This is a genomic window from Streptomyces ruber (assembly GCF_014648075.1).
GTDB lineage: Bacteria > Actinomycetota > Actinomycetes > Streptomycetales > Streptomycetaceae > Streptomyces > Streptomyces ruber.
In genome coordinates this window covers 104,425-127,337 of sequence record NZ_BMQK01000008.1, presented here as the reverse complement: position 1 = coordinate 127,337, position 22,913 = coordinate 104,425, and the positions used below count along the sequence as shown (strand labels likewise).

Annotated in this window: 21 protein-coding genes; 7 read left to right on the top strand and 14 right to left on the bottom strand. The window is 75.1% G+C overall.

The window, feature by feature from the left end:
- Positions 1-7: 7 nt before the first annotated feature.
- From IEZ04_RS19025 to IEZ04_RS19005, 5 genes are all read right to left on the bottom strand, one after another.
- Positions 8-1,762: an ABC transporter ATP-binding protein gene (locus IEZ04_RS19025; protein WP_189218097.1), complete on the bottom strand. Its 1,755-nt coding sequence runs from the start codon at positions 1,760-1,762 to the stop codon at positions 8-10.
- A complete protein-coding gene (locus IEZ04_RS19020; RefSeq protein ID WP_189218096.1) occupies positions 1,759-2,904 on the bottom strand; it encodes a CbiQ family ECF transporter T component in 1,146 nt (381 codons plus the stop codon). The genes IEZ04_RS19025 and IEZ04_RS19020 overlap by 4 nt, the downstream gene beginning before the upstream one ends.
- Before the next feature lie 5 nt (positions 2,905-2,909).
- Positions 2,910-3,647 (bottom strand): SCO2322 family protein, encoded by a 738-nt coding sequence (locus IEZ04_RS19015; RefSeq protein ID WP_229821118.1) that lies wholly within the window; start codon positions 3,645-3,647, stop codon positions 2,910-2,912.
- Positions 3,644-4,876: an SCO2321 family membrane protein gene (locus IEZ04_RS19010; RefSeq protein ID WP_189218095.1), complete on the bottom strand. Its 1,233-nt coding sequence runs from the start codon at positions 4,874-4,876 to the stop codon at positions 3,644-3,646. The genes IEZ04_RS19015 and IEZ04_RS19010 overlap by 4 nt, the downstream gene beginning before the upstream one ends.
- Before the next feature lie 417 nt (positions 4,877-5,293).
- The gene (locus IEZ04_RS19005) at positions 5,294-5,968 is read right to left on the bottom strand and encodes a TetR family transcriptional regulator (protein ID WP_229821117.1); all 675 of its coding nucleotides are present in this window, start codon (positions 5,966-5,968) and stop codon (positions 5,294-5,296) included.
- A gap of 261 nt (positions 5,969-6,229) precedes the next feature.
- Between IEZ04_RS19005 and IEZ04_RS19000 the strand changes: the two genes are divergently transcribed.
- The 3 genes from IEZ04_RS19000 to IEZ04_RS18990 are packed head-to-tail and all read left to right on the top strand — an operon-like array spanning position 6,230 to position 9,596.
- The gene (locus IEZ04_RS19000; protein WP_189218093.1) at positions 6,230-7,801 is read left to right on the top strand and encodes a glycosyltransferase family 4 protein; all 1,572 of its coding nucleotides are present in this window, start codon (positions 6,230-6,232) and stop codon (positions 7,799-7,801) included.
- Positions 7,795-8,529: a class I SAM-dependent methyltransferase gene (locus IEZ04_RS18995; RefSeq protein WP_189218092.1), complete on the top strand. Its 735-nt coding sequence runs from the start codon at positions 7,795-7,797 to the stop codon at positions 8,527-8,529. The genes IEZ04_RS19000 and IEZ04_RS18995 overlap by 7 nt, the downstream gene beginning before the upstream one ends.
- On the top strand, positions 8,526-9,596 hold the full coding sequence (locus IEZ04_RS18990) for a prenyltransferase/squalene oxidase repeat-containing protein (protein ID WP_189218091.1): 1,071 nt from the start codon (positions 8,526-8,528) through the stop codon (positions 9,594-9,596). Before IEZ04_RS18995 ends, IEZ04_RS18990 begins: the two co-directional genes overlap by 4 nt.
- Before the next feature lie 4 nt (positions 9,597-9,600).
- Here IEZ04_RS18990 and IEZ04_RS18985 read toward each other — a convergent pair whose 3' ends face one another.
- The 5 genes from IEZ04_RS18985 to IEZ04_RS18965 form a co-directional block, all read right to left on the bottom strand.
- Positions 9,601-9,885 (bottom strand): hypothetical protein, encoded by a 285-nt coding sequence (locus IEZ04_RS18985; protein ID WP_189218090.1) that lies wholly within the window; start codon positions 9,883-9,885, stop codon positions 9,601-9,603.
- A gap of 152 nt (positions 9,886-10,037) precedes the next feature.
- A complete protein-coding gene (locus IEZ04_RS18980) occupies positions 10,038-10,871 on the bottom strand; it encodes a DUF5336 domain-containing protein (protein ID WP_189218089.1) in 834 nt (277 codons plus the stop codon).
- A 180-nt stretch (positions 10,872-11,051) separates the two neighbouring features.
- Positions 11,052-12,053 carry an N-acetylmuramoyl-L-alanine amidase gene (locus IEZ04_RS18975; RefSeq protein ID WP_189218088.1) on the bottom strand — a complete coding sequence of 334 codons (1,002 nt, stop codon included), beginning with the start codon at positions 12,051-12,053 and terminating at the stop codon, positions 11,052-11,054.
- 77 nt (positions 12,054-12,130) lie between these two features.
- Positions 12,131-12,781, bottom strand: a complete 651-nt coding sequence (locus IEZ04_RS18970; protein ID WP_189218087.1) for a class I SAM-dependent methyltransferase — start codon at positions 12,779-12,781, stop codon at positions 12,131-12,133.
- 118 nt (positions 12,782-12,899) lie between these two features.
- Complete coding sequence (locus tag IEZ04_RS18965) at positions 12,900-14,399, bottom strand: MFS transporter (protein WP_189218086.1); 1,500 nt, start codon at positions 14,397-14,399, stop codon at positions 12,900-12,902.
- 231 nt (positions 14,400-14,630) lie between these two features.
- Here IEZ04_RS18965 and IEZ04_RS18960 point away from each other — a divergent pair, with 231 nt between their 5' ends.
- Positions 14,631-16,070, top strand: a complete 1,440-nt coding sequence (locus IEZ04_RS18960; protein WP_189218085.1) for an MFS transporter — start codon at positions 14,631-14,633, stop codon at positions 16,068-16,070.
- Positions 16,071-16,149: 79 nt separating this feature from the next.
- Here IEZ04_RS18960 and IEZ04_RS18955 read toward each other — a convergent pair whose 3' ends face one another.
- Together IEZ04_RS18955 and IEZ04_RS18950 are read right to left on the bottom strand one after the other, a co-directional pair.
- Complete coding sequence (locus IEZ04_RS18955) at positions 16,150-16,320, bottom strand: hypothetical protein (protein ID WP_189218084.1); 171 nt, start codon at positions 16,318-16,320, stop codon at positions 16,150-16,152.
- Positions 16,321-16,502: 182 nt separating this feature from the next.
- On the bottom strand, positions 16,503-17,729 hold the full coding sequence (locus tag IEZ04_RS18950) for a hypothetical protein (RefSeq protein ID WP_229821116.1): 1,227 nt from the start codon (positions 17,727-17,729) through the stop codon (positions 16,503-16,505).
- Positions 17,730-17,990: 261 nt separating this feature from the next.
- On the opposite strand from IEZ04_RS18950, the gene IEZ04_RS18945 reads away from it, so the two are divergent.
- From IEZ04_RS18945 to IEZ04_RS18935, 3 genes are read left to right on the top strand one after another with little or no spacing between them, the layout of a single operon-like run.
- Positions 17,991-18,854, top strand: coding sequence for a Nif3-like dinuclear metal center hexameric protein (locus tag IEZ04_RS18945; RefSeq protein WP_189218082.1), 864 nt, complete (start codon positions 17,991-17,993; stop codon positions 18,852-18,854).
- Positions 18,851-19,594: a zinc ribbon domain-containing protein gene (locus tag IEZ04_RS18940; RefSeq protein ID WP_189218226.1), complete on the top strand. Its 744-nt coding sequence runs from the start codon at positions 18,851-18,853 to the stop codon at positions 19,592-19,594. Before IEZ04_RS18945 ends, IEZ04_RS18940 begins: the two co-directional genes overlap by 4 nt.
- Before the next feature lie 18 nt (positions 19,595-19,612).
- A complete protein-coding gene (locus IEZ04_RS18935) occupies positions 19,613-20,962 on the top strand; it encodes a bifunctional RNase H/acid phosphatase (protein ID WP_189218081.1) in 1,350 nt (449 codons plus the stop codon).
- A gap of 12 nt (positions 20,963-20,974) precedes the next feature.
- On the opposite strand, the gene yaaA is transcribed toward IEZ04_RS18935, so the two are convergent.
- Positions 20,975-21,757: a peroxide stress protein YaaA gene (gene yaaA / locus IEZ04_RS18930; protein ID WP_189218080.1), complete on the bottom strand. Its 783-nt coding sequence runs from the start codon at positions 21,755-21,757 to the stop codon at positions 20,975-20,977.
- A 154-nt stretch (positions 21,758-21,911) separates the two neighbouring features.
- Positions 21,912-22,910, bottom strand: a complete 999-nt coding sequence (locus tag IEZ04_RS18925; RefSeq protein ID WP_189218079.1) for a MerR family transcriptional regulator — start codon at positions 22,908-22,910, stop codon at positions 21,912-21,914.
- Positions 22,911-22,913 lie beyond the last annotated feature (3 nt).

The window sequence follows — 22,913 nt, the reverse complement described above, 5'->3', positions numbered from 1 at the left end:
GCGGCTCTCATACGTGCGGCTCTCCCGCGCGCTCGTCCTCCAGCGCCCGCCGCACCTGCGCGACGGTCAGCCACCTCTGCGGGGCCAGCACCTTCGTGACCTGGGGCGCGAAGGACGGGGACGCGACGACCACCTCGGCGGTGGGCCCGTCGGCGACCACCTCGCCGTCCGCGAGGATCACCACCCGGTGGGCCAGCTCGGCGGCGAGTTCCACGTCGTGGGTGGCCAGCACGATGGCGTGGCCCTCGGCGGCCAGCGCGCGCAGCACGGCGACGAGGCGGGACTTGGCCGCGTAGTCGAGGCCCCGGGTCGGTTCGTCGAGGAGGAGCAGCGGGGGACGGGCCGTGAGGACGACCGCGAGGGCGAGCGCCAGGCGCTGGCCCTCCGACAGGTCACGGGGGTGCGTGTCGTCGTCCACGCCCGGGAGCAGCCCGGTCACCAGCGCGCGGCAGGTGCCCGGCGCGGCGCCCGCGTCCTCGTCGGCCGCCGCGCACTCGGCGGCCACCGTGTCCGCGTACAGCAGGTCCCGCGGCTCCTGCGGGACGAGGCCGACCCGGCGTACGAGGTCGCGCGGGGCCGTGCGGTGGGGGTCCGCGCCGCCGGCGCGCACCGTTCCGGCGGTCGGTGCCACGAGGCCGACGAGCGTGCCGAGGAGCGTGGACTTCCCGGCGCCGTTGCGGCCCATCAGCGCCACGGTCTCGCCCCGGGCGACGGTGAGGTCCACGCGGCGCAGGGCCTCGACGCGGCCGCGGCGGACGGTGAGGGAGCCGGCGAGCGCGGCCGGGGCGCCGGGCGCGGGGGCCGCCGGCCGCGGCAGGGCGCGCCGTCTGCGCAGGAAGCCGGGGCGGCGGACGGGGGCGGGCGGTCCGGCGGGCGGTGGCGACGGTGCCGTACCGGATGCGCCGGGTGGCCCGTCCTGCGCACCGGGGGCCTCGTCCGGCACCACCGTCGACAGGCGGTCCCGCAGCGCCCCCGCCCGGCGCCGCGCGTCCCGCACCGTCAGCGGCAGCGGGGCCCAGTCCGCCAGCCGCCCGAGGCCCACCACCGGCGGGAACACCGGCGAGACGGCCATCACCTCCGCCGGCGTGCCCAGGAGCGGGGGCGCGCCCGGCGCCGGGAGCAGCGCCACCCGGTCCGCGTACTGGACCACGCGCTCCAGGCGGTGCTCGGCCATCAGTACGGTCGTGCCCAGGTCGTGCACGAGCCGCTGGAGCACGGCCAGCACCTCCTCCGCGGCGGCCGGGTCGAGCGCGGACGTCGGCTCGTCCAGGACCAGCACCCTGGGGTGCGGGGTGAGGACGGAGCCGATCGCGACCCGCTGCCGCTGGCCGCCCGAGAGGGTGGCGATCGGGCGGTCCCGCAGATCGGCGAGGCCCAGCAGGTCGAGGGTCTCCTCCACGCGCCTGCGCATCACGTCCGGGGCGAGCCCCAGCGACTCCATGCCGTAGGCGAGCTCCTCCTCGACGGTGTCCGTCACGAAGTGGGAGAGCGGGTCCTGGCCCACCGTGCCCACCACGTCGGCGAGTTCGCGCGGCTTGTGGGTACGGGTGTCGCGGCCCGCCACGGTGACCCGGCCGCGCAGGGTGCCGCCGGTGAAGTGCGGCACCAGTCCGCTCACCGCGCCGAGCACCGTCGACTTGCCCACCCCGGACGGGCCCACCAGCAGGACGAGTTCGCCCTCGGGGACCTCGAAGTCCACGCCGGTGACGGTGGGCGCGGCCGCCCCGTCGTACGTCACGGAGACATCCTCGAAGCGGATCATGCGGGTTCCTTGAGTGGGGGGTTCCGGAGCGGTTGCGGTACCGCGAACGCCGGCAGCAGTCCCAGCAGGACCGCCGCCGCCGGCCACAGCGGCAGCCCGGGCGCGGTCAGGGGCACGACGCCGGGGTGCAGCGCCGCCGGGTCGAGGGCGGCGTACGCGGCCATCAGGGCGGCCACCGCGATCCCGGACCCGGCCACCAGCCACGCCCGTAGGTCCCACACGTCCGGCCGGTAGCGGGTACGCGGCGAGCGGCGGCCGCCCAGCCACAGCCCCGCGAGCGCGGCGGCCAGCCCGGCGAGCAGCACGGGCAGCCCGAAGGCGCCGCCCTCGGCGGTGAGCACGCCGTACGTGCCCGCGCACACCCCGAGCAGTCCGCCGAGCGTCAGTGCGGCCGTCGTACGGCGCACCGCGGGCGCCACCGCGGCCGTCCGGCCGTACCCGCGGGCGTCCATCGCCGCCGCCAGTGCCACCGACCGCTCCAGCGCGCCCTCCAGCACCGGCAGCGCGACCTGCGCCAGCCCGCGCAGTCCCCGGTCCGGGCGCCCGCGCAGCCGCCGGGCCGCCCGCAGCCGCCGCACGTCGGCGACGAGGTGCGGCGCGAACGTCATCGCCACCACCACGGCCACCCCCGCCTCGTACAGCGCGCCCGGCAGCGACTTCAGCAGCCGGGCCGGGTTGGCGAGGGCGTTCGCGGCGCCCACGCAGATCAGCAGCGTGGCCAGCTTCAGCCCGTCGTACAGCGCGAAGAGCACGCCCTCGGCGGTGACCCGGCCGCCGAGGCGCACGCCCTGCGCCCAGTCCGGCAGCGGCACCTCGGGGAGGGTGAGGAGCGTGTGGGTGCCGGGGATCGGCGAGCCGAGGAGCACCGCGAAGAGGAGACGGACGGTGAGGACGGCGAGGGCCAGCCGGACGAAGGCGGCGTACGAGCGCGCCCAGGGGGCGTCCGTGCGGTGGGTGGCCACGACGTAGCCCGCGACCGCGACGAGGAGGCCGAGCAGGAGCGGGTTGGTGGTGCGGGAGGCGGCGGTGCCGCAACCGAGCGCCCAGAGCCACCAGGCCCCCGGGTGGACCGTGCGGCGGGGCGTGCGCGTCGGCCCCGGCGTGGCGGGCGGCTCCCCGGCGCCGCTGCGACGACGTGCCATGCCCCTCAGCCCCTGCGCCGCCTGGACCGCCACACCGCCGCGGCGGCCAGCACCGCGACCGCGCCCACGCCCACGAACAGGCCGGCGGACGGGCCTTGTCCGCCCGACCCGTCCGACCCGTCCGATCCGCCCGATCCGCCCGACCCGTCCGACCTGTCCGGGGCGGCGCCGGGGGAGGCGTCGCGCTCCCCCTCCGACGCCGCGACCGGTTCGCCGCAGCCCTTCTCCGGGTAGCCGGCGACGGCGCACAGCAGGGCGTTCGCGTCGTAGCGCAGCGGCCCCGCGACCGCGGCCAGGGCGTCCGCCGTCGTCGCGTCCTCCGGCACGCGGGCGCAGGCCGTACGGGCCTTCGGAGGTGTCTCACCGGCCGGGGCGTCCGCCGCCGTGCCGAAGTCGATGACGAGGGCGACCCGCTTGTGGTCCGCCCGCCCGGGCGTCCCTGCGCAGACCGTGCCGAAGTCCGCGGGGCCGCGCGGGGTCGCCGCGTCGGCCGCGTTCGACGTCACGGCGAACCGGAGGCCCTGCACGGAGCCGTCGGCGGGCCGTGCCGTCGACGGTCCCTGCGTCGCGAACGTCCACGACGCGCCGCCCCGTCCGTCCTGTCCGCCCCGCTCCCAGAACGACCAGTAGCGGTAGTCGGCGGCCCGGGCCTCGCCCGCGCCGCCGAGGACGAGCACGGCGGCGCACACGGAGAGGAGCGCGGCCAGGGCCGGTACCAGGACGGACGTACGGCGGCGGGTCACGGCCGCCGCTTCCTGCCGCGGGTGCTGAGGGCGAGCCCGATGCCGACACCGGCCACGAGGAACACCGCGACGAACCACCACACGCTGACGCCGGACCCGTCGTCCCCGGAGGTCTCCTCGGCGGCCGGGGCGGCGGACGCCTCGGTGTCCGGGCCGGTCGCGTTCAGCTCCTTCACCAGGTCGGTGCCGCCGAAGTCGCGCGGGTCGGTGCCGGTGGCGTGCGCGGCGAAGACCAGCTGCGCGTACGCGGCGGGGCCCGCCTGGGCCGCCCACCTGGGCCCGTTCTCCTGGAGCCAGGCCAGTGGCTTCGCGGTGCTCTCCGTCGCCCCGGCGGCGGCGAGCGCGACGACCGCGTCGGCGGTGTTGCCGTGGTCGGGCTGGTCCTCGGCGCCGGCGAGGGCGGACGTCAGGTGACCGTCCTTCGCCAGCTCCTCCGAGAGGTAAGCGGCGCCGTTGCGGGCCGCGTCCTGCGGGGTGAGGTCGTCACCGTCGGCGCACGCACCGGTCCCGGCGGCCGCGCCGGTCTCGTCCGCCTCGGCCACGAAGCCCTTGCCGAGGCTGCCGAGCACGGCGGCGGCGGTGGCGTCGGCGTTCGCCGTCAGGGTGCCCTTCGCGTCCGGCTGGTAGGCGAAGGCGCCGCCGCCGTCCTCGTCGCAGGGCACGGCCAGGGCGGCCAGGGCGTCGTAGGGGGAGTTGCCGTCCTCGCTGCGCTGCTCCTCGGGGTCGTCGCCGACGGCCGCGAGGGCGCCGACGACCAGGGAGGTGGAGTTGGCGTCGCTGGGCCCGTCCGCGGTGTAGCCCCAGCCGCCGTCCGCGTTCTGGGCGTCCTTCAGCCAGCGCAGGGCGTGGACGGTCTCGGCGTCGTGCCCGCCGAGCGCCGTGAGCGCCTGCACGGCCGCCGCCGTGCTGTTGGTGTCGACCTGCGTGCCGGAGCCGCACTGCGTGGTGGCGTCGGCGCGGTACGCCGGGAACGCCCCGTCCTCGCACTGCTGCCCCACCAGCCAGTCCACGGCCTCCGCGGCCGGCTTCTCGCCCACCAGGTCCTGGGCGACGAGGGCGAGGGACTGGCGCCAGACGCCGTCGTACGAGGGGTCCGTGTCGCCGTACAGCCCGGAGGGGATCGCCACGGAGGGCGAGGGCGACGGGGACGCGTCGGCGGCGACGGCGGGCGCCGCCGCGCCGAGCACGGCGGTGGCGGCCAGGACCGCGGCGGTGCGGCGAACGTTCATGGTCGGCGGGTGCCTCTCCCTGCGGGGAGCCGGGCCCCACGGGAGGCCCCGGGCGGCTCCGGCTCCGCGTTCCTCGACGGACGGGGCCACCGGCGGACTTGCCGGTGACGCGAGCCGGTCGCGCACCCACCGGGGCGGGCCGGCTCGCCGCGCGGTGGCGCGGTTCACGGCGTGGGGAGGGGTCGGCGCCGGAATTGCACCGGCTTTTCCCGTACGGGTGTGCTGACGACCCCGATACTGTACCGGCCCGCGCACGCGACCCCGAGGGGCGGCTGTGCGTATCGGAACCGGCCCGGGACCGGCTCGGGCGCGGCGGGGGAGCGATGCGACGCGCGTACGGCCATGCAGGGCCCATGCCCGGAACGCGCGCCGCGGACGCGCGGGACGCACCGCCCGTGTGCGTCCGTGCGCCGGGTCTCAGCCCTCCGCCGACGCCAGGTCGATCAGCCGGCACGCCGTCTCCACGTCGGCCCTGACCCGGTCGATGGAGGCGCGGCCCGAGAGCCAGGTGATGAGGGCGGAGTGCCAGGTGTGCTCGATGACGCGGACCGCGGACAGCTCCTCGTCGGTGGGGTCCTCCCGGCCCATCGCGTCCAGGATGACCGCGGTCGTCCGGCGGGAGACCAGGTCGACCTCGGCGCTCGCGCCGCGGTCCGCGAAGATCAGGGCGCGGACCATGGCGTCGGCCAGCAGCGGTTCGCGCTGCAGCGCGCGGAAGGCCCGCATCAGGGTCTCCGTGACCCGCTCGGCCGCCGTCCCGCCGGCCGGCGGCCGCTTCCGCAGCGTGCCGTGCATGTGCTCCAACTGGTCGCGCATCGTGGCGACCAGCAGATGGATCTTGGAGGGGAAGTAGCGGTACAGGGTGCCGAGCGCCACCTGGGAGGCCTCCGCGACCTCGCGCATCTGCACCGCGTCGAACCCGCCCCGGCTCGCCAGCTCCGTGCTCGCCTGCAGGATGCGGCGCCGGCGTGCCTCCTGGCGCTCGGTGAGCGGGGGAGCGGCGGGGCGCGTGGCCGCGGCGGGGCGCGTGGCCGCGCCGTCCGTCCTGGTTGCGGTTCTGCTGTCCGCCGTGGCTGCGGTACTGGCTTCCACCGTGAGCCTCCGAAGGCTTGGTCCCGTTGCGTGACAGTCGGCGTGGGGGGAGCGGGGAGTCAGCATGGCAGGGTGCCGGGGGGTGGCGCGAATCACCCGACACCACTGCTCACGGCGGACTTACCAGCCGGTAGATTCAGGGGTTCGCGGGCGGTCGGACGGCCGACGGACGGCGATCGGACGGGTGATCGAGTATGGAACTTGTTCTAGATCAACGTCCGTCGTACTCTCGCGGGACGGAGCAGGAAGAAGGGGGCCGGAGTGACCGCTGAGGCCAGAGAGGCGGGTCCCCGCCAGGACCCCGCCGCCGACGGCATGCGACCGCTCGACATCGCGCTCCTCACCTACAAGGGCAACCCGTTCTGCGGCGGCCAGGGCGTCTACGTACGGCACCTGTCCCGCGAACTCGCCCGCCTCGGTCACCGGGTGGAGGTCATCGGCGCCCAGCCCTACCCCGTGCTCGACGAGGGCGATCACACCGCGGGCGCCGGTCTCTCCCTCACCGAACTGCCCAGCCTCGACCTGTACCGCCAGCCCGACCCCTTCCGCACCCCGAAGCGCGACGAGTACCGCGACTGGATCGACGCCCTCGAGGTCGGGACCATGTGGACCGGCGGCTTCCCCGAACCGCTGACCTTCTCGCTGCGCGCCCGCCGCCATCTGCGCGCCCGGCGCGGGCGGTTCGACGTCGTGCACGACAACCAGACGCTCGGCTACGGGCTGCTCGGCGACATCGGCGCCCCGCTCGTGACGACCATCCACCACCCCGTCACCGTGGACCGGCGGTTGGAGCTGGACGCGGCCCCCACCTGGCAGCGGCGGATGTCCCTGCGCCGCTGGTACGCGTTCACGCGCATGCAGAAGCGGGTGGCGCGCAGACTGCCGTCGGTGCTCACCGTCTCCGGCAGCTCCCGGCAGGAGATCGTCGACCACCTGGGCGTGCGGCCGGACCGCGTGCACGTCGTCCACATCGGCGCCGACACCGAACTGTTCTCGCCCGACCCGTCCGTGCCGCGGGTGCCGGGCCGGATCGTCACCACCTCCAGCGCCGACGTCCCGCTCAAGGGCCTGGTCTTCCTGATCGAGGCGCTTGCCAAGGTCCGCACCGAGCACCCCGGCGCGCACCTCGTGGTCGTGGGCAAGCGGGCCGAGGACGGGCCCGTCGCGCAGGCCATCGACCGGTACGGGCTGGACGGCGCCGTCGAGTTCGTGAAGGGCATCTCGGACGCGGAACTGGTCGACCTGGTGCGGTCGGCCGAGGTCGCGTGCGTGCCCTCGCTGTACGAGGGCTTCTCGCTGCCGGCCGCGGAGGCCATGGCCACGGGGACCCCGCTGGTCGCCACCACGGGCGGGGCGATCCCGGAGGTCGCGGGACCGGACGGGGAGACGTGCCTCGCGGTGCCGCCCGGCGACACCGGCGCACTGGCCGTCGCCCTCGGCCGGCTGCTGGCGGACCCGGGCCTGCGGGCCCGGCTCGGCGCGGCCGGGCGGGAGCGGGTGCTGGCCCGCTTCACCTGGGCGAAGGCGGCGGAGGGCACGGTGGCCCGGTACCGCGAGGCGATCGCCCGCGCGGCGGAGAGCGGAAGCATCGCGAGGAACAAGGGGTTCGCGGCGGCCGGGAGACCCGCGGGGGCTCGCAGGGCCGGGGCGGTCGAGAGGGCCGCGGAGCCCGTGCCGGTCCGCCCGGCTGCCGGGGCGGGGCCCGTGTCCACGCCCGGCGGCGCCCCCGCCGCCGGGGCCGCACCCGCAACCCTGCCCGCCACGGCGCCGGCCGCCGAAGCCGTGACAGTGACCGACCTCGAACCCGACCCCGAAGGCAGGGCCACGTGCTGACCGTCGACTTCTCCCGGTTCCCGATCGCCCCGGGCGACCGCGTCCTGGACCTCGGGTGCGGCGCCGGCCGGCACGCCTTCGAGTGCTACCGGCGCGGTGCGCGGGTGGTGGCGCTGGACCGCAACGGCGAGGAGATCCGCGAGGTCGCCAAGTGGTTCGCGGCGATGAAGGAGGCGGGTGAGGCCCCGGCCGGGGCGACGGCCACCGCGATGCAGGGCGACGCCCTCGCGCTGCCCTTCCCCGACGCCTCCTTCGACGTGGTGATCATCTCCGAGGTCATGGAGCACATCCCCGACGACAAGGGCGTGCTCGCCGAGATGGTCCGCGTCCTCAGGCCCGGCGGCCGGATAGCGGTCACCGTGCCCCGCTACGGTCCCGAGAAGGTCTGCTGGGCGCTCTCCGACGCGTACCACGAGGTCGAGGGCGGCCACATCCGCATCTACAAGGCCGACGAACTGCTGCGCAAGGTACGCGAGGCGGGCCTCAGACCGTACGGCACCCACCACGCCCACGCCCTGCACTCCCCGTACTGGTGGCTGAAGTGCGCGTTCGGCGTCGACAACGACAAGGCGCTGCCGGTGAAGGCGTACCACAAGCTCTTGGTCTGGGACATCATGAAGAAGCCGCTCGCGACGAAGATCGCCGAGCAGGCGCTGAACCCGCTCATCGGCAAGAGCTTCGTGGCCTACGCGACCAAGCCGCACCTGCCCCGGGTGGACGCCGAGTGACCACCCCCCGCACCGAGCACCTCGTCCTGCCCGGGGTCCTCACCGCGGAGGAGGCCGCACAGACCGTACGCGGCATCCTCGCCGTGCAGCGGGAGGACGGCGCGATCCCGTGGTTCCGCGGCCACCACCTCGACCCGTGGGACCACGTCGAGGCCGCCATGGGGCTGGACGCGGCCGGGGAGCACGCCGCGGCCGAGCGGGCCTACGACTGGCTGCGCCGGCACCAGAACACGGACGGCTCCTGGTACGCGGCCTACGCCGACGGCGACCCCGGCGACGTCACCGACCGTGGCCGCGAGACCAACTTCACCGCGTACGTGGCCGTCGGCGTGTGGCACCACTACCTGGCGACCGGCGACGACACCTTCCTCGACCGCATGTGGCCGACCGTGTACGCGGCGGTCGAGTGCGTGCTGACGCTCCAGCAGCCGGGCGGCCAGATCGGCTGGCGCCGCGACGACGACGGCACGGCCGCGACCGACGCGCTCCTGACCGGCTCCTCCTCCGTCCACCACGCCCTGCGCTGCGCGCTCGCGATCGCCGAACAGCGCGAGGACCCGCAGCCCGACTGGGAGCTCGCGGCCGGCGCGCTGCGGCACGCCATCCGGCGCCACCCCGAACGGTTCCTCGACAAGTCCCGCTACTCGATGGACTGGTACTACCCGGTCCTGGGCGGCGCGCTGACCGGCCCGGAGGCCAAGTCCCGCATCGAGGAGGGCTGGGACCGCTTCGTCGTCCCCGGCCTCGGGGTGCGCTGCGTGGCCCCCAACCCGTGGGTGACGGGCGGCGAGTCCGCCGAACTCGCCCTGGCGCTCTGGGCGACGGGCGAGTCCGACCGCGCGCTGGAGATCCTCCAGTCGATCCAGCACCTGCGCGACGCGGAGTCCGGCCTGTACTGGACGGGTTACGTCTTCGAGGACCGCGCGATCTGGCCCGAGGAACTCACCGCCTGGACGGCCGGCTCGCTCCTGCTGGCCGTGGCGGCCCTCGGCGGCGACGAACCGACCTGCGCCGTCTTCGGCGGCGACCACCTGCCCCGGGGACTGGAGACGGACTGCTGCGGCTGACCCGTCACCGCGACGCGCGGCCCGCGATGGCGTGGCCGACGCCGAGGTAGACGACCGCGGCCAGCCCGTAACCGGTGACGACCCGCGCCCACTCCTCGTCGAAGGTGAACAGGTCGTGGGACCAGCCGGCGAGCCAGCGGGCCGTCTCATGGATGAACTGCACGAAGTCGTTCGCGCGGTTCGCGTCCAGCAGGTACATCAGGATCCACAGGACGATGACGGCGGCCACGACGTCCGCGACGACCGCTATGATCCTCCCGGCCTGATTGGCGCGATATCGAGGAGACATGCGCTCCGTGTTGCCGGGGGAGCCTGCTTGAAACCCGGACGGTCCCGCTCAACCCGCCCGACACGAACCGTCGTTGCCGTTGGACGAGCTCACGACCACGGCCCCCCGCCCACCAGGGCGAGGGGCCGTACACGTACGGGCGGCGGGCGGCGTCAGCCGCGCTGGATGCCGCTCGTGTCCTGCAGGACGCCGCGGCGGCCGTCCTGCGTCTGGGCGACGAGGTTCGGGCCGCGCTGCTCGACGGCCAGGTACCAGGTGCCCGGCGCGAGTTCGGCGATGGTGTTCTGCGAGCCGTCCTCCGCGAACAGCGGACGCGGCACCGGCACGGCGAACCAGAACGGCGAGAAGTCGCTCGGCGCGGGCTGCGGCTGCGGAGCGCCGCCCGGCTGCTGGTGCTGCGCCGGCTGCCCGCCGCCGAAGGACTGACCCGGCTGGACGCCGTAGGGCTGGCCGGGCTGCGGGGCGCCCGGGTAGCCGTAGCCGGTGGGCGGCTGCGCGCCGTACGGCTGCGGGGCCTGCGGGCGGGGAGCGGAGACGAGGGGGGCCTTGAGGGCCGGGACGAGCGGGGTGGCCACGGCCGCGGCGGCCATGATCAGCGTGGCGACCAGCGCGAGGATCAGGCCGGTGCCCGCGTCGGGGCCGTCACTGGCGGTGCCGACGTTGTCGGCGCCGCCGGCCGGGTCGAAGACGTTGCCGAGGGCGCTCCACGCGGCGAAGACCGTGAACGCGACACCCAGCGGACCGAGGTCGAGACCGGCGACCTTCGGAGCCCGCGGCAGCCCCCGGGCGACGACGACGAGCGCGGCGCCGATGATGCCGGCCAGGACCACTCCGAACAGGACCGGTCCGCTCTCCCAGGAGTTCGGGAGAGAGACGTCGTCGGGAACCCCTTCGATGGAGTAGATGCCGAGGAACGACGCGATGAACAGCAACACCGCTGCTCCGATCACCACGCCGTCGCCTCTAGTGAGGGAGCGGATATTCACTTCAGGTCCTTCGTCAGTCGTCTCGTCATCGGTGGAGGCGTCGCTGACACCATGTCGCCGGGTGGCCGTGGTGCGAAGCGCGGGGGTGGCCCCTCGTCGTACGGACGACCTTATCTCCCGTCCGTCACGGCTGTCCGCCGGGACCGAGGCGCTGATCACCACTTCGCCCGCTACGTGCACCTACGTGCGCAGGAAACTCACGATTCCCTCAGAGATGCCCTGCGCCGCCTTCTGCCGCCAGGCGCCGCTCGTCAGCAGCGCCACGTCCTCGCCGTCGCGCATGTTGCCGCACTCGACGAACACCTTGGGCACCGTCGACAGGTTGAGGCCGCCCAGGTCCGTCCTGGTGACGAGACCGGTGCCGTCGCCCACGTAGTTCGAGGGCGCGCTGCCCGTGACGGCCCCGAACCGGTCCGCGATCCGGGTGCCCAGCTCCCGGGACGGGCCGACGATGGGCCGGGTGTCCGCGGCGCCCTCGTGCACGGTGCCCGGCAGGATCACGTGGAAGCCGCGGTTCCCGGCCGCCGAGCCGTCGGCGTGGACCGACACCACGGCGTCGGCCCCGGCCGCGTTCCCGATGCGCGCCCGCTCGTCGACGCACGGCCCCCACGGCCGGTCGCCGTCCTGCGTGAACGTCACCGTCGCGCCCTGCTGCTCCAGGACGGTCCGCAGCCGCCGCGCCACGTCCAGCGTGAAGTCGGCCTCCGGGTAGCCGGCGTCGGACGCCGTGCCCGTGGTGTCGCACTCCTTGCGGTTCGTCCCGATGTCCACCTGGCGGTTGATCTCGGCGGTGTGCCGGAAGTTGCCAGGGTTGTGGCCGGGGTCGACCACGACGACCTTGCCCTTCAGGGGGCCGGACGCGGCGGGCGCGGAGGCGGAACCGGGAGCCGGGACGCCGGGCTTCTCGCCGTCGCCCGCCCCCGTGCCGTCCGGTGCGGGCCGCGACCGCGTGGCCGTCGGCTCACCGGACGACGCCGGTCCGGCCGGTGCGGACGACTCCGGCGCCGAAGCCGCCGTACCACCGCCGCTGCCGCCCGACCCCACCGGGTCGCCCGTGACCTGCCACAGCAGCCACCCGGCCAGCGCCCCCGGCACCAGCGCGGCCACCGCGACGGTCAACGGACGGCGCAGGGCGGAGCGGCGGGGCGGAGCCGGTTCGAATTCCGGGCCTACGTACGACACGACAGTCACCTTACGGCGCGCCCCGGCGGCCCGCAGCGCGTGAGCGCCACCCGGCGGGACGCGGTGCCGCCGCACCGTCAGCCGCCGGCCGCCGTCCGCCGCAGCACGCGCAGCGAGTCCGTCGCCGAGACCTCCTCGAAGGCGCCGGACGCGAGGGCCCGCAGCCAGACGCGGTACGGGGCTTGGCCGGTGAACTCGTCGGCCGGGTCCGGGAACACGTCGTGGATGACGAGCAGACCGCCCTCGGCCACGTGCGGGGCCCAGCCCTCGTAGTCGGCGCCGGCGTGCTCGTCGGTGTGGCCGCCGTCGACGAAGACGAGGCCGAGCGGGGCCCGCCAGAAGGCGGCCACCTGCGGGGACCGGCCCACGATCGCCACCACGTGGTCCTCCAGGCCCGCCCGGTGCAGGGTGCGCCGGAAGGCGGGGAGCGTGTCCATGAGGCCCACCTCGGGGTCCACGGTGGACGGGTCGTGGTAGTCCCAGCCCGGCTGCTGCTCCTCGCTGCCCCGGTGGTGGTCCACCGTGACCGCGGTGACCCCGGACCGGCGGGCCGCGTCGGCGAGCAGGATCGTGGAGCGGCCGCAGTACGTGCCCACCTCCAGCAGGGGGAGCCCGAGCCGCCCCGCCTCGACGGCCGCCTCGTACAGCGCGAGCCCCTCCGCCACGGGCATGAACCCCTTCGCGGCCTCGAAGGCGGCGAGGATCTCGGGGCCGGGTGCCGTGGGCATGGGGTTCCTCCGGGGCGTGCGGGACGTACAGGGTGTGCCTGCGGGACGGGCCCCATGCTGCCCGACCCCCGGGCCGGAGCGGCATCGGGGGTCGGGGTTCGGAGCCGGGGTGCGGGAGTCAGGCCCTGACGCCGTCGTCCGCCGGGGACGGCACCTCCCGTGCCCGTCTCAGCGCCTCGTCCTCCGCGCTGCTCGCACGCAGCTGCAGCCGGGACGCCGGGCGGCCGCGGGGGAGGAGCAGGGCGAGCAGGAGACCGGCGGCGACCGCCGCGAGGGCGATCAGGAACGAGGTCCGGAAGCCGTCCATGGTCGGGACCGCGACGCCGTCCACGTGGTGCGCGGTGCCGGCGAGGACCATGCCGACGACCGCGCTGGACACCGAGGTGCCGATGGAGCGCATGAGGGTGTTGAGGCCGTTCGCGGCGCCCGTCTCGGAGGGGCCGACCGCGCCGACGATCAGCGCGGGGAGCGAGGAGTACGCGAGTCCGATGCCCGCGCCGAGGACCACCGACACGACGACCGTCTGCCAGGCCGCGCTCATCAGGTTCAGGCCCGCGCCGTAGCCGATCCCGATGATCAGCAGGCCGAGGACGAGCGTCAGCTTCGGGCCGTACCGCGCGGAGAGGCGGGCGTACACCGGCGCGGTGAACATCATCGTCAGGCCCAGCGGCGCCACGCACAGGCCCGCGACCACCATCGACTGCCCGAGGCCGTACCCGGTGGCGGTGGGCAGCTGGAGCAGCTGGGGCAGGACGAGCGAGACCACGTAGAAGGCGACACCGACCATGATCGAGGCGAGGTTGGTGAGCAGCACCTCGCGGCGGGCGGTGGTGCGCAGGTCCACCAGGGGGGCCGCGACGCGCAGCTCCAGCAGGCCCCACAGGACCAGGACGGCCACGGACGCGGCGAACAGGCCGAGCGTGGTGGTGGACGTCCAGCCCCAGTCGCCGCCCTTGGTGATCGGCAGCAGGAGGAGGACCAGGCCCGTGGTGAGCCCCAGCGCGCCCAGCACGTCGAAGCGGCCCCGCGCACGCGTTGCCGACTCCGGTACGGCGAGGAGGGTGAGCGCGATCGCCACCGCGCCGAGGGCGGCGGAGAGGTGGAAGAGGACGTGCCAGTCGGTGCTCTGCGCCACCAGGGCGGCGAGCGGCAGGGCGAGTCCGCCGCCGACCCCGATCGAGGAGCTCATCAGGGCCATCGCCGAGCCGAGCCGCTCGCGGGGCAGCTCGTCGCGCATCAGACCGATGCCGAGGGGGATCGCGCCCATGGCGAAGCCCTGGAGCGTACGGCCGACGATCATGACGAGCAGTTCACTGGTGAACGCGCAGACCAGCGAGCCGACGACCATCACGGCCAGGCTCGCGACGAGCAGCCGGCGCTTGCCGTACAGATCGCCGAGACGCCCCATGATCGGCGTGGCCACGGCGCCCGAGAGCAGGGTCGAGGTCAGCACCCAGGTGGCGTTGCCGGGCGAGGTGTCCAGCAGTTGTGGCAGATCCTTGACCACCGGTACGAGCAGGGTCTGCATCACCGCGACCACGATGCCCGCGAAGGCCAGGACCGGGACGATCGCGCCGGCCGGTCTCCGCGTGGGCTGCTTCGTCGTCGTGTGCGTCATCGGGTGGGGCCTCCGGAAGGGGTGGTGAGGTGGGTGGGTGCGCGGCTCGTCCGGGCGGACGGAGCACGGCTCGTCCGCCCGGGTGGCACCCCTCCCCAACTCCGTTGACCCAGGCCCCTATTCCGATGCTTCGAGTCACTAACGAAATCTTGACCTCACCTTGAATAACTGACAGCCCCTCAGAAGTACTGCGGGCAGCAGCCGGTGCCACGCGCGACGGGTGTTGAGAGCATGACACCCATGCTCCGAACCACCGCCGAAGACGCGCGTCCGTCCGTCAGCCGCCCCGCACCGCCCACCTGGCTCCTGGTGGCGCTCGCCTGTTCCGGTCAGTTCCTCGTCGTCCTTGACGTGTCCGTCGTCAACGTCGCCCTGCCCTCCCTGCGGGCCGACCTCGGCCTCGGCGCATCGGGTCTGCAGTGGGTGGTGAACGCCTACACCATCGCCTTCGCCGGCTTCATGCTGCTGGGCGGGCGGGCCGGCGACCTGTACGGGCGCAAGCGGATGTTCCTGGTCGGACTCGCCCTCTTCACGCTGGCGTCCCTGGCCGGCGGGCTCGCCCAGGAGAGCTGGCACCTGCTCCTGGCCCGGGCCGCGCAGGGGCTGGGCGCCGCGGTGCTCGCCCCCTCCACGCTGACGATCCTCACCGCGGCCGTACCGCAGGGCCCGGCACGCGCGCGTGCCATAGCGACCTGGATGGCGGTCGGCGCGGGCGGCGGAGCCGCGGGCGGACTGGTCGGCGGCGTCCTGGTCGACTTCCTGGACTGGCGGTGGGTGCTGCTCGTCAACGTGCCCGTGGGCGCCGTGATCCTGGCCGGCTCGGCGCGCTGGCTGACGGAGAGCCGGGCCGGGGACCGGCGGCGGCTCGACCTGCCGGGCGCGGTGCTGGTGACGGCCGGTCTCGCCACGCTCGCGTACGGCATCGTGCAGACGGAGGCCGAGGGCTGGGCCGCCCCGGCCGCCTGGGCACCGCTGTGCGCCGGGCTGGTGCTGGTCTGCGCCTTCCTCGCCGTCGAGGCGCGCACGAAGGCCCCGCTGATGCCGCCGCAGCTGCTGCGCCTGCGGTCGGTGGCGTCGGCGAACGCGGCGATGCTGCTGTCCGGTTCGGTGACGTTCTGCATGTGGTACTTCGTGACGCTGTACGCGCAGAACGTGCTCGGCTACACCCCGCTGGAGGCCGGCCTCGCCTCGATGCCGAGTTCGCTCGCGGTGGTCCTCGGCTCCAAGCTCGCGCCGCGGCTGATGCGGACGCTGGGGGCGCGGCACGTCGTGGTCCTCGGCATGCTGGTGTCCGCCACCGGGTTCGGCTGGCAGTCGACGATGACGGCTGACGGCTCCTACGTGACCGCCATCATGATCCCCGGCGTGCTGATGATGGCGGGCGCGGGTCTGTCGGGGACCCCGCTCGCGGCGCTCGCCACCTCCGGGGCGGCACCGGGCGACGCCGGACTCGTCTCCGGACTGGTCAACACCTCGCGCACGATGGGCGGTTCACTGGGCCTGGCCGTCATGTCGACCGTCGCGGCGTCCCGCACGGCGGGCGGCGAGGCGGCGTCGGCGGCGGAACTGACGGCCGGGTACGCGCTGGTGTTCCGTACGGGCGGGACCGTGCTGCTCGCGGGCACACTGCTGATGCTGGTGTGGCTGCCGCGGGGCGCGGACGGGGAATGAGCGGGCGGGGAAGCGCGTGGCCCCGCCCGTCGGACCGACGGGCGGGGCCACGCGCTTCCGTTCCGGAAGGCCGTGCGTCTCAGGCAGCCGACTCGGCCGGTGCGGCCTGCCCGGACGGCTTGCGGTGGCGGCCGCTCGGCGCCACTTCGACGTCCTCGGCGCGAATCACGCCGCGGTGCCGTCCGCGAGCACTGGTGTCCTGGTCCGGGACCTGCCCCTGGACCTGGTCCGTGATGTGCGTGTCGCTCATCTGCGAATGTCCCCCATCAGCAGTTTTCGTACAGGTGGGTGATTTTAACGGGGCCCGGTGCCGACTCCGACGCGGCCCACAGGGGATACGTACGTCCCGCTCACAGGGGAGGGAATACGTGCGCCCCGCCCACAGGGGAGGGAATACGCGCGCCCCGCCCACAGGGATACGGCGGCCCGCTCTCATCTGTTCGCCGCCACCGGTCCGACCCGCCCCCGCAACGGGGCCTCCTGCAACGGCACCGGCCGCGGAACGGTGGGCTCCGCGGGTACCGGGACCGGAGCCGTCGGCGCGTGACCGGGCGCCGGCGCGGAGGCCGGTCCCGGGCATGCGCCGACCGTGCGGCCCTCCGGGCCCGCGCCGCCCGTCCCCGCCGCCCGCGCCCCTCCGCACGGCCCCGCCGGCACGGTCACCCACGACACCCCGCACGGCGTCGCCCGCGTCGCGTGCGGCAGGCACAGCACCCCGTCCCTCGTCAGCAGGCCGGCGCCGGTCAGCCACCCCTCCGGCGGCGGCAGGTGATGCACCCGGCCCTCGGCGGGCCGCCAGGCGCCCACCCAGCTCCCGGCCGCGCTGTCGATCCGCAGCGCCACCGCACAGCTCTCCGGGGTCAGCACCTCCCCGGGCTGGATCGCGAACGGCGCCACCGCGCAGTCCCGCAGCCGCAGGCACTCCGGGAAGCGGACCGGCATCGTGCTGCCCAGCACGCCCCAGCCGAGGCGGGCGCGGCCCGGCGACGGCGCGTCCGAGCGGATCAGCAGCAGCCCGCTGTACGGGTCCGCGAGCAGCAGCCGGTCGTCGCTGTGGTCGGAGATCTGCAGCAGCGGGGAGACCTCGCCGGACCGCTGCAGGTCCACCACCACCGTCTTCGTCCGGCCGCCCTGCGTCCGGTCCAGGGCGAGGAGCCGTCCCGTACGGTCCAGCCACACCCCGCCCGAGCACCGTCCGGAGACCTCCGTCAGCTGCTCGGGCCCGAACTGCCCGCCCACCACGAGCCACACCGCCGTGGACCGGGGGCCCACGGCGAGGGCGTACGCGCGCTCCCCGCACGGGGCGGGCGGCAGCAGCCGCAGCTCGGCCGACGGGTCCTGGTTCTCGACCCCGCCGAGCGGCAGCTCGCCGGTGCCCGGCCCGGTCGGGTAGCCGGTCGGATAGAGCAGCGCGAACATGTGCCGCCCGCCGGCCGCCCGGTGTACCAGCACCCGTCCGTCACCCATCGGGTGCACCTCCGTGCCGGGCTCCTCCGGCTGGTGCACGGGCAGTGGCACGGCGTAGGGCTCGGGGCCGTCCAGGGTCCAGCGCTCCGGGTACCAGGACTCGCCGGCGCGGGCGAGGCGTGCCGCGTACGTCCCGTCCGCGGTGATCACGCATCCGGGGGCCATGAGCCCGGGGGGTTCACTGACCGTCATCGTTCGGTCACCTCCAGCCATGACGCTAGTTTTCGCACGCACGGGCGTGGAACCGGCAGGCAGCCTCTTCACACATAAGGGGGTTCGTGCCGCGGTTCGTCCGGGCAAACAGGGGCCGGTGTGCTGCCGGTGGCGCCGGTGGGGGAGAACCGCGCACGACAGCGGGCGAAAGCCGGCCCCGGACGGCCCCGGACGGCCCCGGGCTGGTCACATGACCCGCGGCCGGCGGGGCACCGCGGGAAGGCAGGTAGCCTTTTCCCCGTGCCCCGTCTGTCTGAAGTCATCGCCGCGCTCGACGCCCTCTGGCCCCCGGATAGGGCCGAGGGATGGGACGCGGTCGGCACGGTCTGCGGCGATCCCGACCAGGACGTCTCCCGTGTGCTGTTCGCCGTCGACCCGGTCGGTGAGGTCGCGGACGAGGCGGTGCGGCTCGGCGCCGACCTGCTGGTCACCCACCACCCCCTGTACCTGCGCGGTACGACGACGGTGGCGGCCTCGACCTTCAAGGGCCGCGTCGTGCACACCCTGATCAAGAACGACGTCGCCCTGCACGTCGCCCACACCAACGCCGACACCGCCGACCCGGGAGTGAGCGACGCCCTCGCCGGCGCCCTGGACCTGCGGGTCGTGCGCCCCCTCGTACCGGACCCCACCGACCCCGCCGGCCGCCGTGGCCTCGGCCGTGTCTGCGCGCTCGAGCACCCGCTGACCGTACGGGAGTTCGCCGCCCGCGCCGCCGAGCGGCTGCCGGCGACCGCGCAGGGCGTCCGCGTCGCCGGCGACCCCGACGCCCTCGTGCGCACGGTGGCGGTGAGCGGCGGCAGCGGCGACAGCCTCTTCGACGCCGTACGGGCCGCGGGCGTCGACGCGTTCCTCACCGCGGACCTGCGCCACCACCCGGCGTCGGAGGCCCGCGCACACGACCCACGTACACCTCTCGCGCTGTTCGACGCGGCGCACTGGGCCACCGAGTGGCCCTGGTGCGAGCTGGCCGCAGCCCAGCTCGACGAGATCTCCGACCGCCACGGCTGGGACCTCCGGGTCCACGTCTCCAAGACGGTCACCGACCCCTGGACCGCCCACGCGGCGTCCACCACCACCGATCACCCGGGAGCCCCCAACTGAACGCCGCGCCCGCCGACCAGATCCGACTCCTCGACGTGCAGGACCTCGACGTACGCCTGCAGCAGCTCGCCCACAAGCGGAGGTCGCTTCCCGAGCACGCCGAGATCGAGTCGCTGACCAAGGACCTCACGCAGCTGCGCGACCTGCTGGTGGCCGCGCAGACCGAGGAGGGCGACTGCGCCCGCGAGCAGACCAAGGCCGAGCAGGACGTCGACCAGGTCCGCCAGCGCGCGGCCCGCGACCAGCAGCGCCTGGACTCCGGCGCCGTCACCTCGCCCAAGGACCTGGAGAACCTCCAGCGCGAGATCGCCTCCCTCGCCAAGCGGCAGGGCGACCTGGAGGACGTCGTCCTGGAGGTCATGGAGCGCCGGGAGTCCGCGCAGGAGCGGGTGACCGAGCTGACCGGCCGCGTCGCCTCCGTCCAGGCCAAGATCGACGACGCGACGGCTCGCCGGGACGCCGCGTTCGAGCAGCTCGACGGCGAGGCCGCCGCGGTCGGCAAGGACCGCGAGGTCATCGCCGGCTCCGTCCCCGCCGACCTGCTCAAGCTCTACGACAAGCTGCGCGAGCAGCAGGGCGGCATCGGCGCGGCCAAGCTGTACCAGCGCACCTGCCAGGGCTGCCGTCAGGAGCTCGCGATCACCGAGCTCAACGAGGTCCGCGCGGCCGCCCCCGACACGGTGGTGCGCTGCGAGAACTGCCGCCGCATCCTGGTGCGCACCGCCGAGTCCGGTATCTAGGGCATACGGCGGTACGGGGTGGCGGAGTTCATCGTCGAGGCCGACGGGGGTTCCCGGGGCAACCCGGGCCCGGCGGGGTACGGCGCGGTCGTCCTGGACGCGGCGACGGGAGAGACGCTCGCGGAGCGGGCCGGGTTCCTCGGCACCGTGACCAACAACGTGGCGGAGTACCGCGGCCTCCTCGCCGGTCTGGAGGCGGCCCGCGAACTCGACCCGGCCGCCTCGGTGCACGTCCGCATGGACTCCAAGCTGGTCGTGGAGCAGATGTCGGGCCGCTGGCAGATCAAGCACCCCGACCTCCGGTCCCTCGCCCTGCGGGCGGCGTCCGTCCTCCCCGCGTCCCGGGTGACGTACGAGTGGATCCCGCGCGCGCGGAACAAGCACGCCGACCGCCTGGCCAACGAGGCGATGGACGCGGGGCTGCGCGGCGAACGGTGGTCGCCGGCGGAGTCGACGGCGGACCTGGACGCGGCGGCGTCCGCGCTCGTGTCCGGGCCGGTTCCGGGACCGGTCTCCGCACCCGAGCCGCTACCCGGCCCAGGTTCGGTACCCGGGCCGGTTCCGGGACCGGTCTCCGCACCCGAGCCGCTACCCGGTCCAGGTTCCGCACCCGAGCCGCTACCCGGCCCAGGTGCGGTACCCGAGCGGGTACCGGGCCCCGTCTCCGTACCCGCGGCGGTCAGGGCGGAGGCCGATTTCCGGGCCGCGCGCAACGTGGCGTCCACCGCGCCCGCCCCCGACCTCGGCCCGCCCGCCACCTTCGTCCTGCTGCGCCACGGCGAGACCCCGCTGACCCTGCAGAAGCGTTTCTCGGGCAGCGGCGGCTCCGACCCCTCCCTCTCCGCCGTGGGCCGCCACCAGGCCGAACGGGTCGCCGCGGCCCTGGCCGCCCGCGGCACGGTCCAGGCTGTCGTCTCCTCGCCGCTCGCCCGCTGCCGGCAGACCGCCGAGATCGTCGCGGCCCGGCTCGGGCTCGACGTGACGGTGGAGGACGGGCTGCGCGAGACGGACTTCGGCGCCTGGGAAGGGCTCACCTTCGCGGAGGTGCGCGAACGCCACCCCGAGGACATGGCCGCCTGGCTCGCCTCGCCCGACGCCGCGCCGACCGGCGGCGGCGAGAGCTTCGCGGCCGTGACGAGGCGCGTCGCCGCCACCAGGGACGCGCTCACGGCCGCCCACGCGGGGCGCACCGTCCTGCTCGTCACCCACGTCACGCCGATCAAGACGCTCGTACGACTGGCCCTCGACGCACCCCCGGAAGCCCTGTTCCGCATGGAGCTGTCGGCTGCCTCGCTGTCGGCGGTGGCGTACTACGCGGACGGCAACGCGTCGGTGCGGCTGCTGAACGACACGTCGCACCTGCGCTGAGCGGCCCCGTGCTCAGTGGACCTCGTCCACGAGCACGTCGAGCTCCCAGGCCTTCCCCGCCTTCGCGGGCGCCTCGGCCTCCACGACGTACCCAAGATCCCGCAGGGCCTCGACGAGCTCCGCGGGACGCGCGGGCGCGGCCCCTTCGGTGAGCAGACCGCGCACGATCCGCCCCTTGGTCGCCTTGTTGAAGTGACTGACGACCTTCCGGGTGGGCGCGTGCAGCACCCGCACGGTCGCGGTCCGCTCCGCCACCTCCCCCTTGGGCCTCCAGGCGGACGCGTACGCGGAGGACCGCAGATCGAGCACGAGCCCGTCCCCGGCGGCCTCGGGCAGCACGCTCGCCATCGGCGCACGCCAGTGCGCCGCCAGCGCCCCGAGCCCGGGGAGCTTCACACCCATGGAACACCGGTAGGACGGGATCCGGTCGCTCACGCGCACGGCCCCCCACAACCCGGAGAACACGAGCAGGGAGCCGGCCGCCCGCCGCCGGGCGGCGCCGTCGAGCGAGGAGAGACCGAGCGCGTCGTACAGCACCCCGGTGTAGATCTCCCCGGCGGGCCGCGCCCCCGCCGTCCTCAGCTCGGCGTTCTTGGCGACCTCGCCCCGCAGCCCGTCGCTCAGCCCCAGCACCTCCCGGGCCTTCTCCTCGTCCCCGGCACACAGCGCGACGAGCTCCCCGAGCACGGCCTCGCGGGCCGGGGTGAGCCCCGGCAGCGACAGCGACTCCAGCGCCAGGGGGGCGCCGGGGCCGGAGGGCGCCTTGCCTTCGGAGGGCGGGAGCAGGACGAGCACGGGAGGGTCTCCTTGTACGGGGTGTGACCGGTGGGTCGGGGCACGTGGAGCCCCGCGCCAGCGTACGGCGTCCGCAGGGCGACCGGTGACGCAGCCGGGGCGTCACCGAACCGGCCGTCACGCACCCGCTCCCCGCTCCCCGGGGACCAACCCGCTACCGCGTGTCACGCAACGCGAGAACGTACGTCGCGGTGAGCGCGACGGCACGGTCCTCGTCACGGGACAGCTCGGCGAGGGCACGTGAGCTGGTGATCCCCGGGATGTCCGCGAGCGCCTGGGCCAGCCGCCGCCGTCCGGAAGGCCCGAGGGAGTCGTGGGCGAGGTGGCCGACGAGCCCGGTGGCGATCCGGTCCGCCAGCGCGGGATCACTCGCCAGCGCGCTCAGCGCATCGGCCGCGTCGACGTCGTTCGCCTCCTCGACGATCATGTCGACGAGCGTCGGGACCGCGTCGGCCACGCCCCGTGCGCCGAGCGCCAGAGCGGCGTACCTGCGGACCACGACGTCGGAGTGGGCGAGGGCCTGCCGCAGCAGTGCGGTCGCCTCGGCGCCCGGCATCTCGGCGATGGACCGGACAGCGCGTGCCCGCACCTCGGCCACCGGTGCGTCGAGGCCCTCCGCCAGCAGGGCCGAGGCGCCCTCACCCGCTTGCGCCAGAGCCCATCGAAGGGCTCCGGCGACGTTCGTGTCGGTCTCCCGCAACGCGGCCTCGACCAGGGCTTCCACCGGCACCTCCCCGACCGAGGACAGGGCCGCGCGCTGGCGCTTCCCGGCGCTCTCCGATCCCAGGCCCTGCAGGAGCGCGACGACCTGGAGGACGTCCTCCCAGTCGCCGGGCTCCGCGGCACCGATCCGGCGGAGCCGTACGAGCAGCTCCTCCTCGGCCGCGATGCGTTCCCGCGTCCGGCGGGCGAGGTCGTCGACGAGCGCCGACGGTTCGAAACCGGGATCGTCCAGCGCGCGCCCGACCTCACGCAGGGACAGCCCCAGCGACCGCAGGCTCTCGACATGGAAGATCCGCCGGATGTCCTCGCCGGAGTACTCCCGGTAACCGGATCCGGTACGACCCGTCGGCCGCACCAGTCCCAGCGCCTCGTAGTGCCTGAGCATGCGGGCACTGACCCCGGACCGCCGGGCCACCTCACCGATCAACACCGC

What these genes read in the sequence shown, in the direction of transcription:
- IEZ04_RS18985 (WP_189218090.1), bottom strand. Translation starts at nt 9,885, where the DNA reads ATGTCTCCTCGATATCGCGCCAATCAGGCCGGGAGGATCATAGCGGTC.
- IEZ04_RS19025 (WP_189218097.1), bottom strand. Translation starts at nt 1,762, where the DNA reads ATGATCCGCTTCGAGGATGTCTCCGTGACGTACGACGGGGCGGCCGCG.
- IEZ04_RS19010 (WP_189218095.1), bottom strand. Translation starts at nt 4,876, where the DNA reads ATGAACGTTCGCCGCACCGCCGCGGTCCTGGCCGCCACCGCCGTGCTC.
- IEZ04_RS18960 (WP_189218085.1), top strand. Translation starts at nt 14,631, where the DNA reads ATGACACCCATGCTCCGAACCACCGCCGAAGACGCGCGTCCGTCCGTC.
- IEZ04_RS18950 (WP_229821116.1), bottom strand. Translation starts at nt 17,729, where the DNA reads ATGACGGTCAGTGAACCCCCCGGGCTCATGGCCCCCGGATGCGTGATC.
- IEZ04_RS18955 (WP_189218084.1), bottom strand. Translation starts at nt 16,320, where the DNA reads ATGAGCGACACGCACATCACGGACCAGGTCCAGGGGCAGGTCCCGGAC.
- IEZ04_RS18965 (WP_189218086.1), bottom strand. Translation starts at nt 14,399, where the DNA reads ATGACGCACACGACGACGAAGCAGCCCACGCGGAGACCGGCCGGCGCG.
- IEZ04_RS18970 (WP_189218087.1), bottom strand. Translation starts at nt 12,781, where the DNA reads ATGCCCACGGCACCCGGCCCCGAGATCCTCGCCGCCTTCGAGGCCGCG.
- IEZ04_RS19020 (WP_189218096.1), bottom strand. Translation starts at nt 2,904, where the DNA reads ATGGCACGTCGTCGCAGCGGCGCCGGGGAGCCGCCCGCCACGCCGGGG.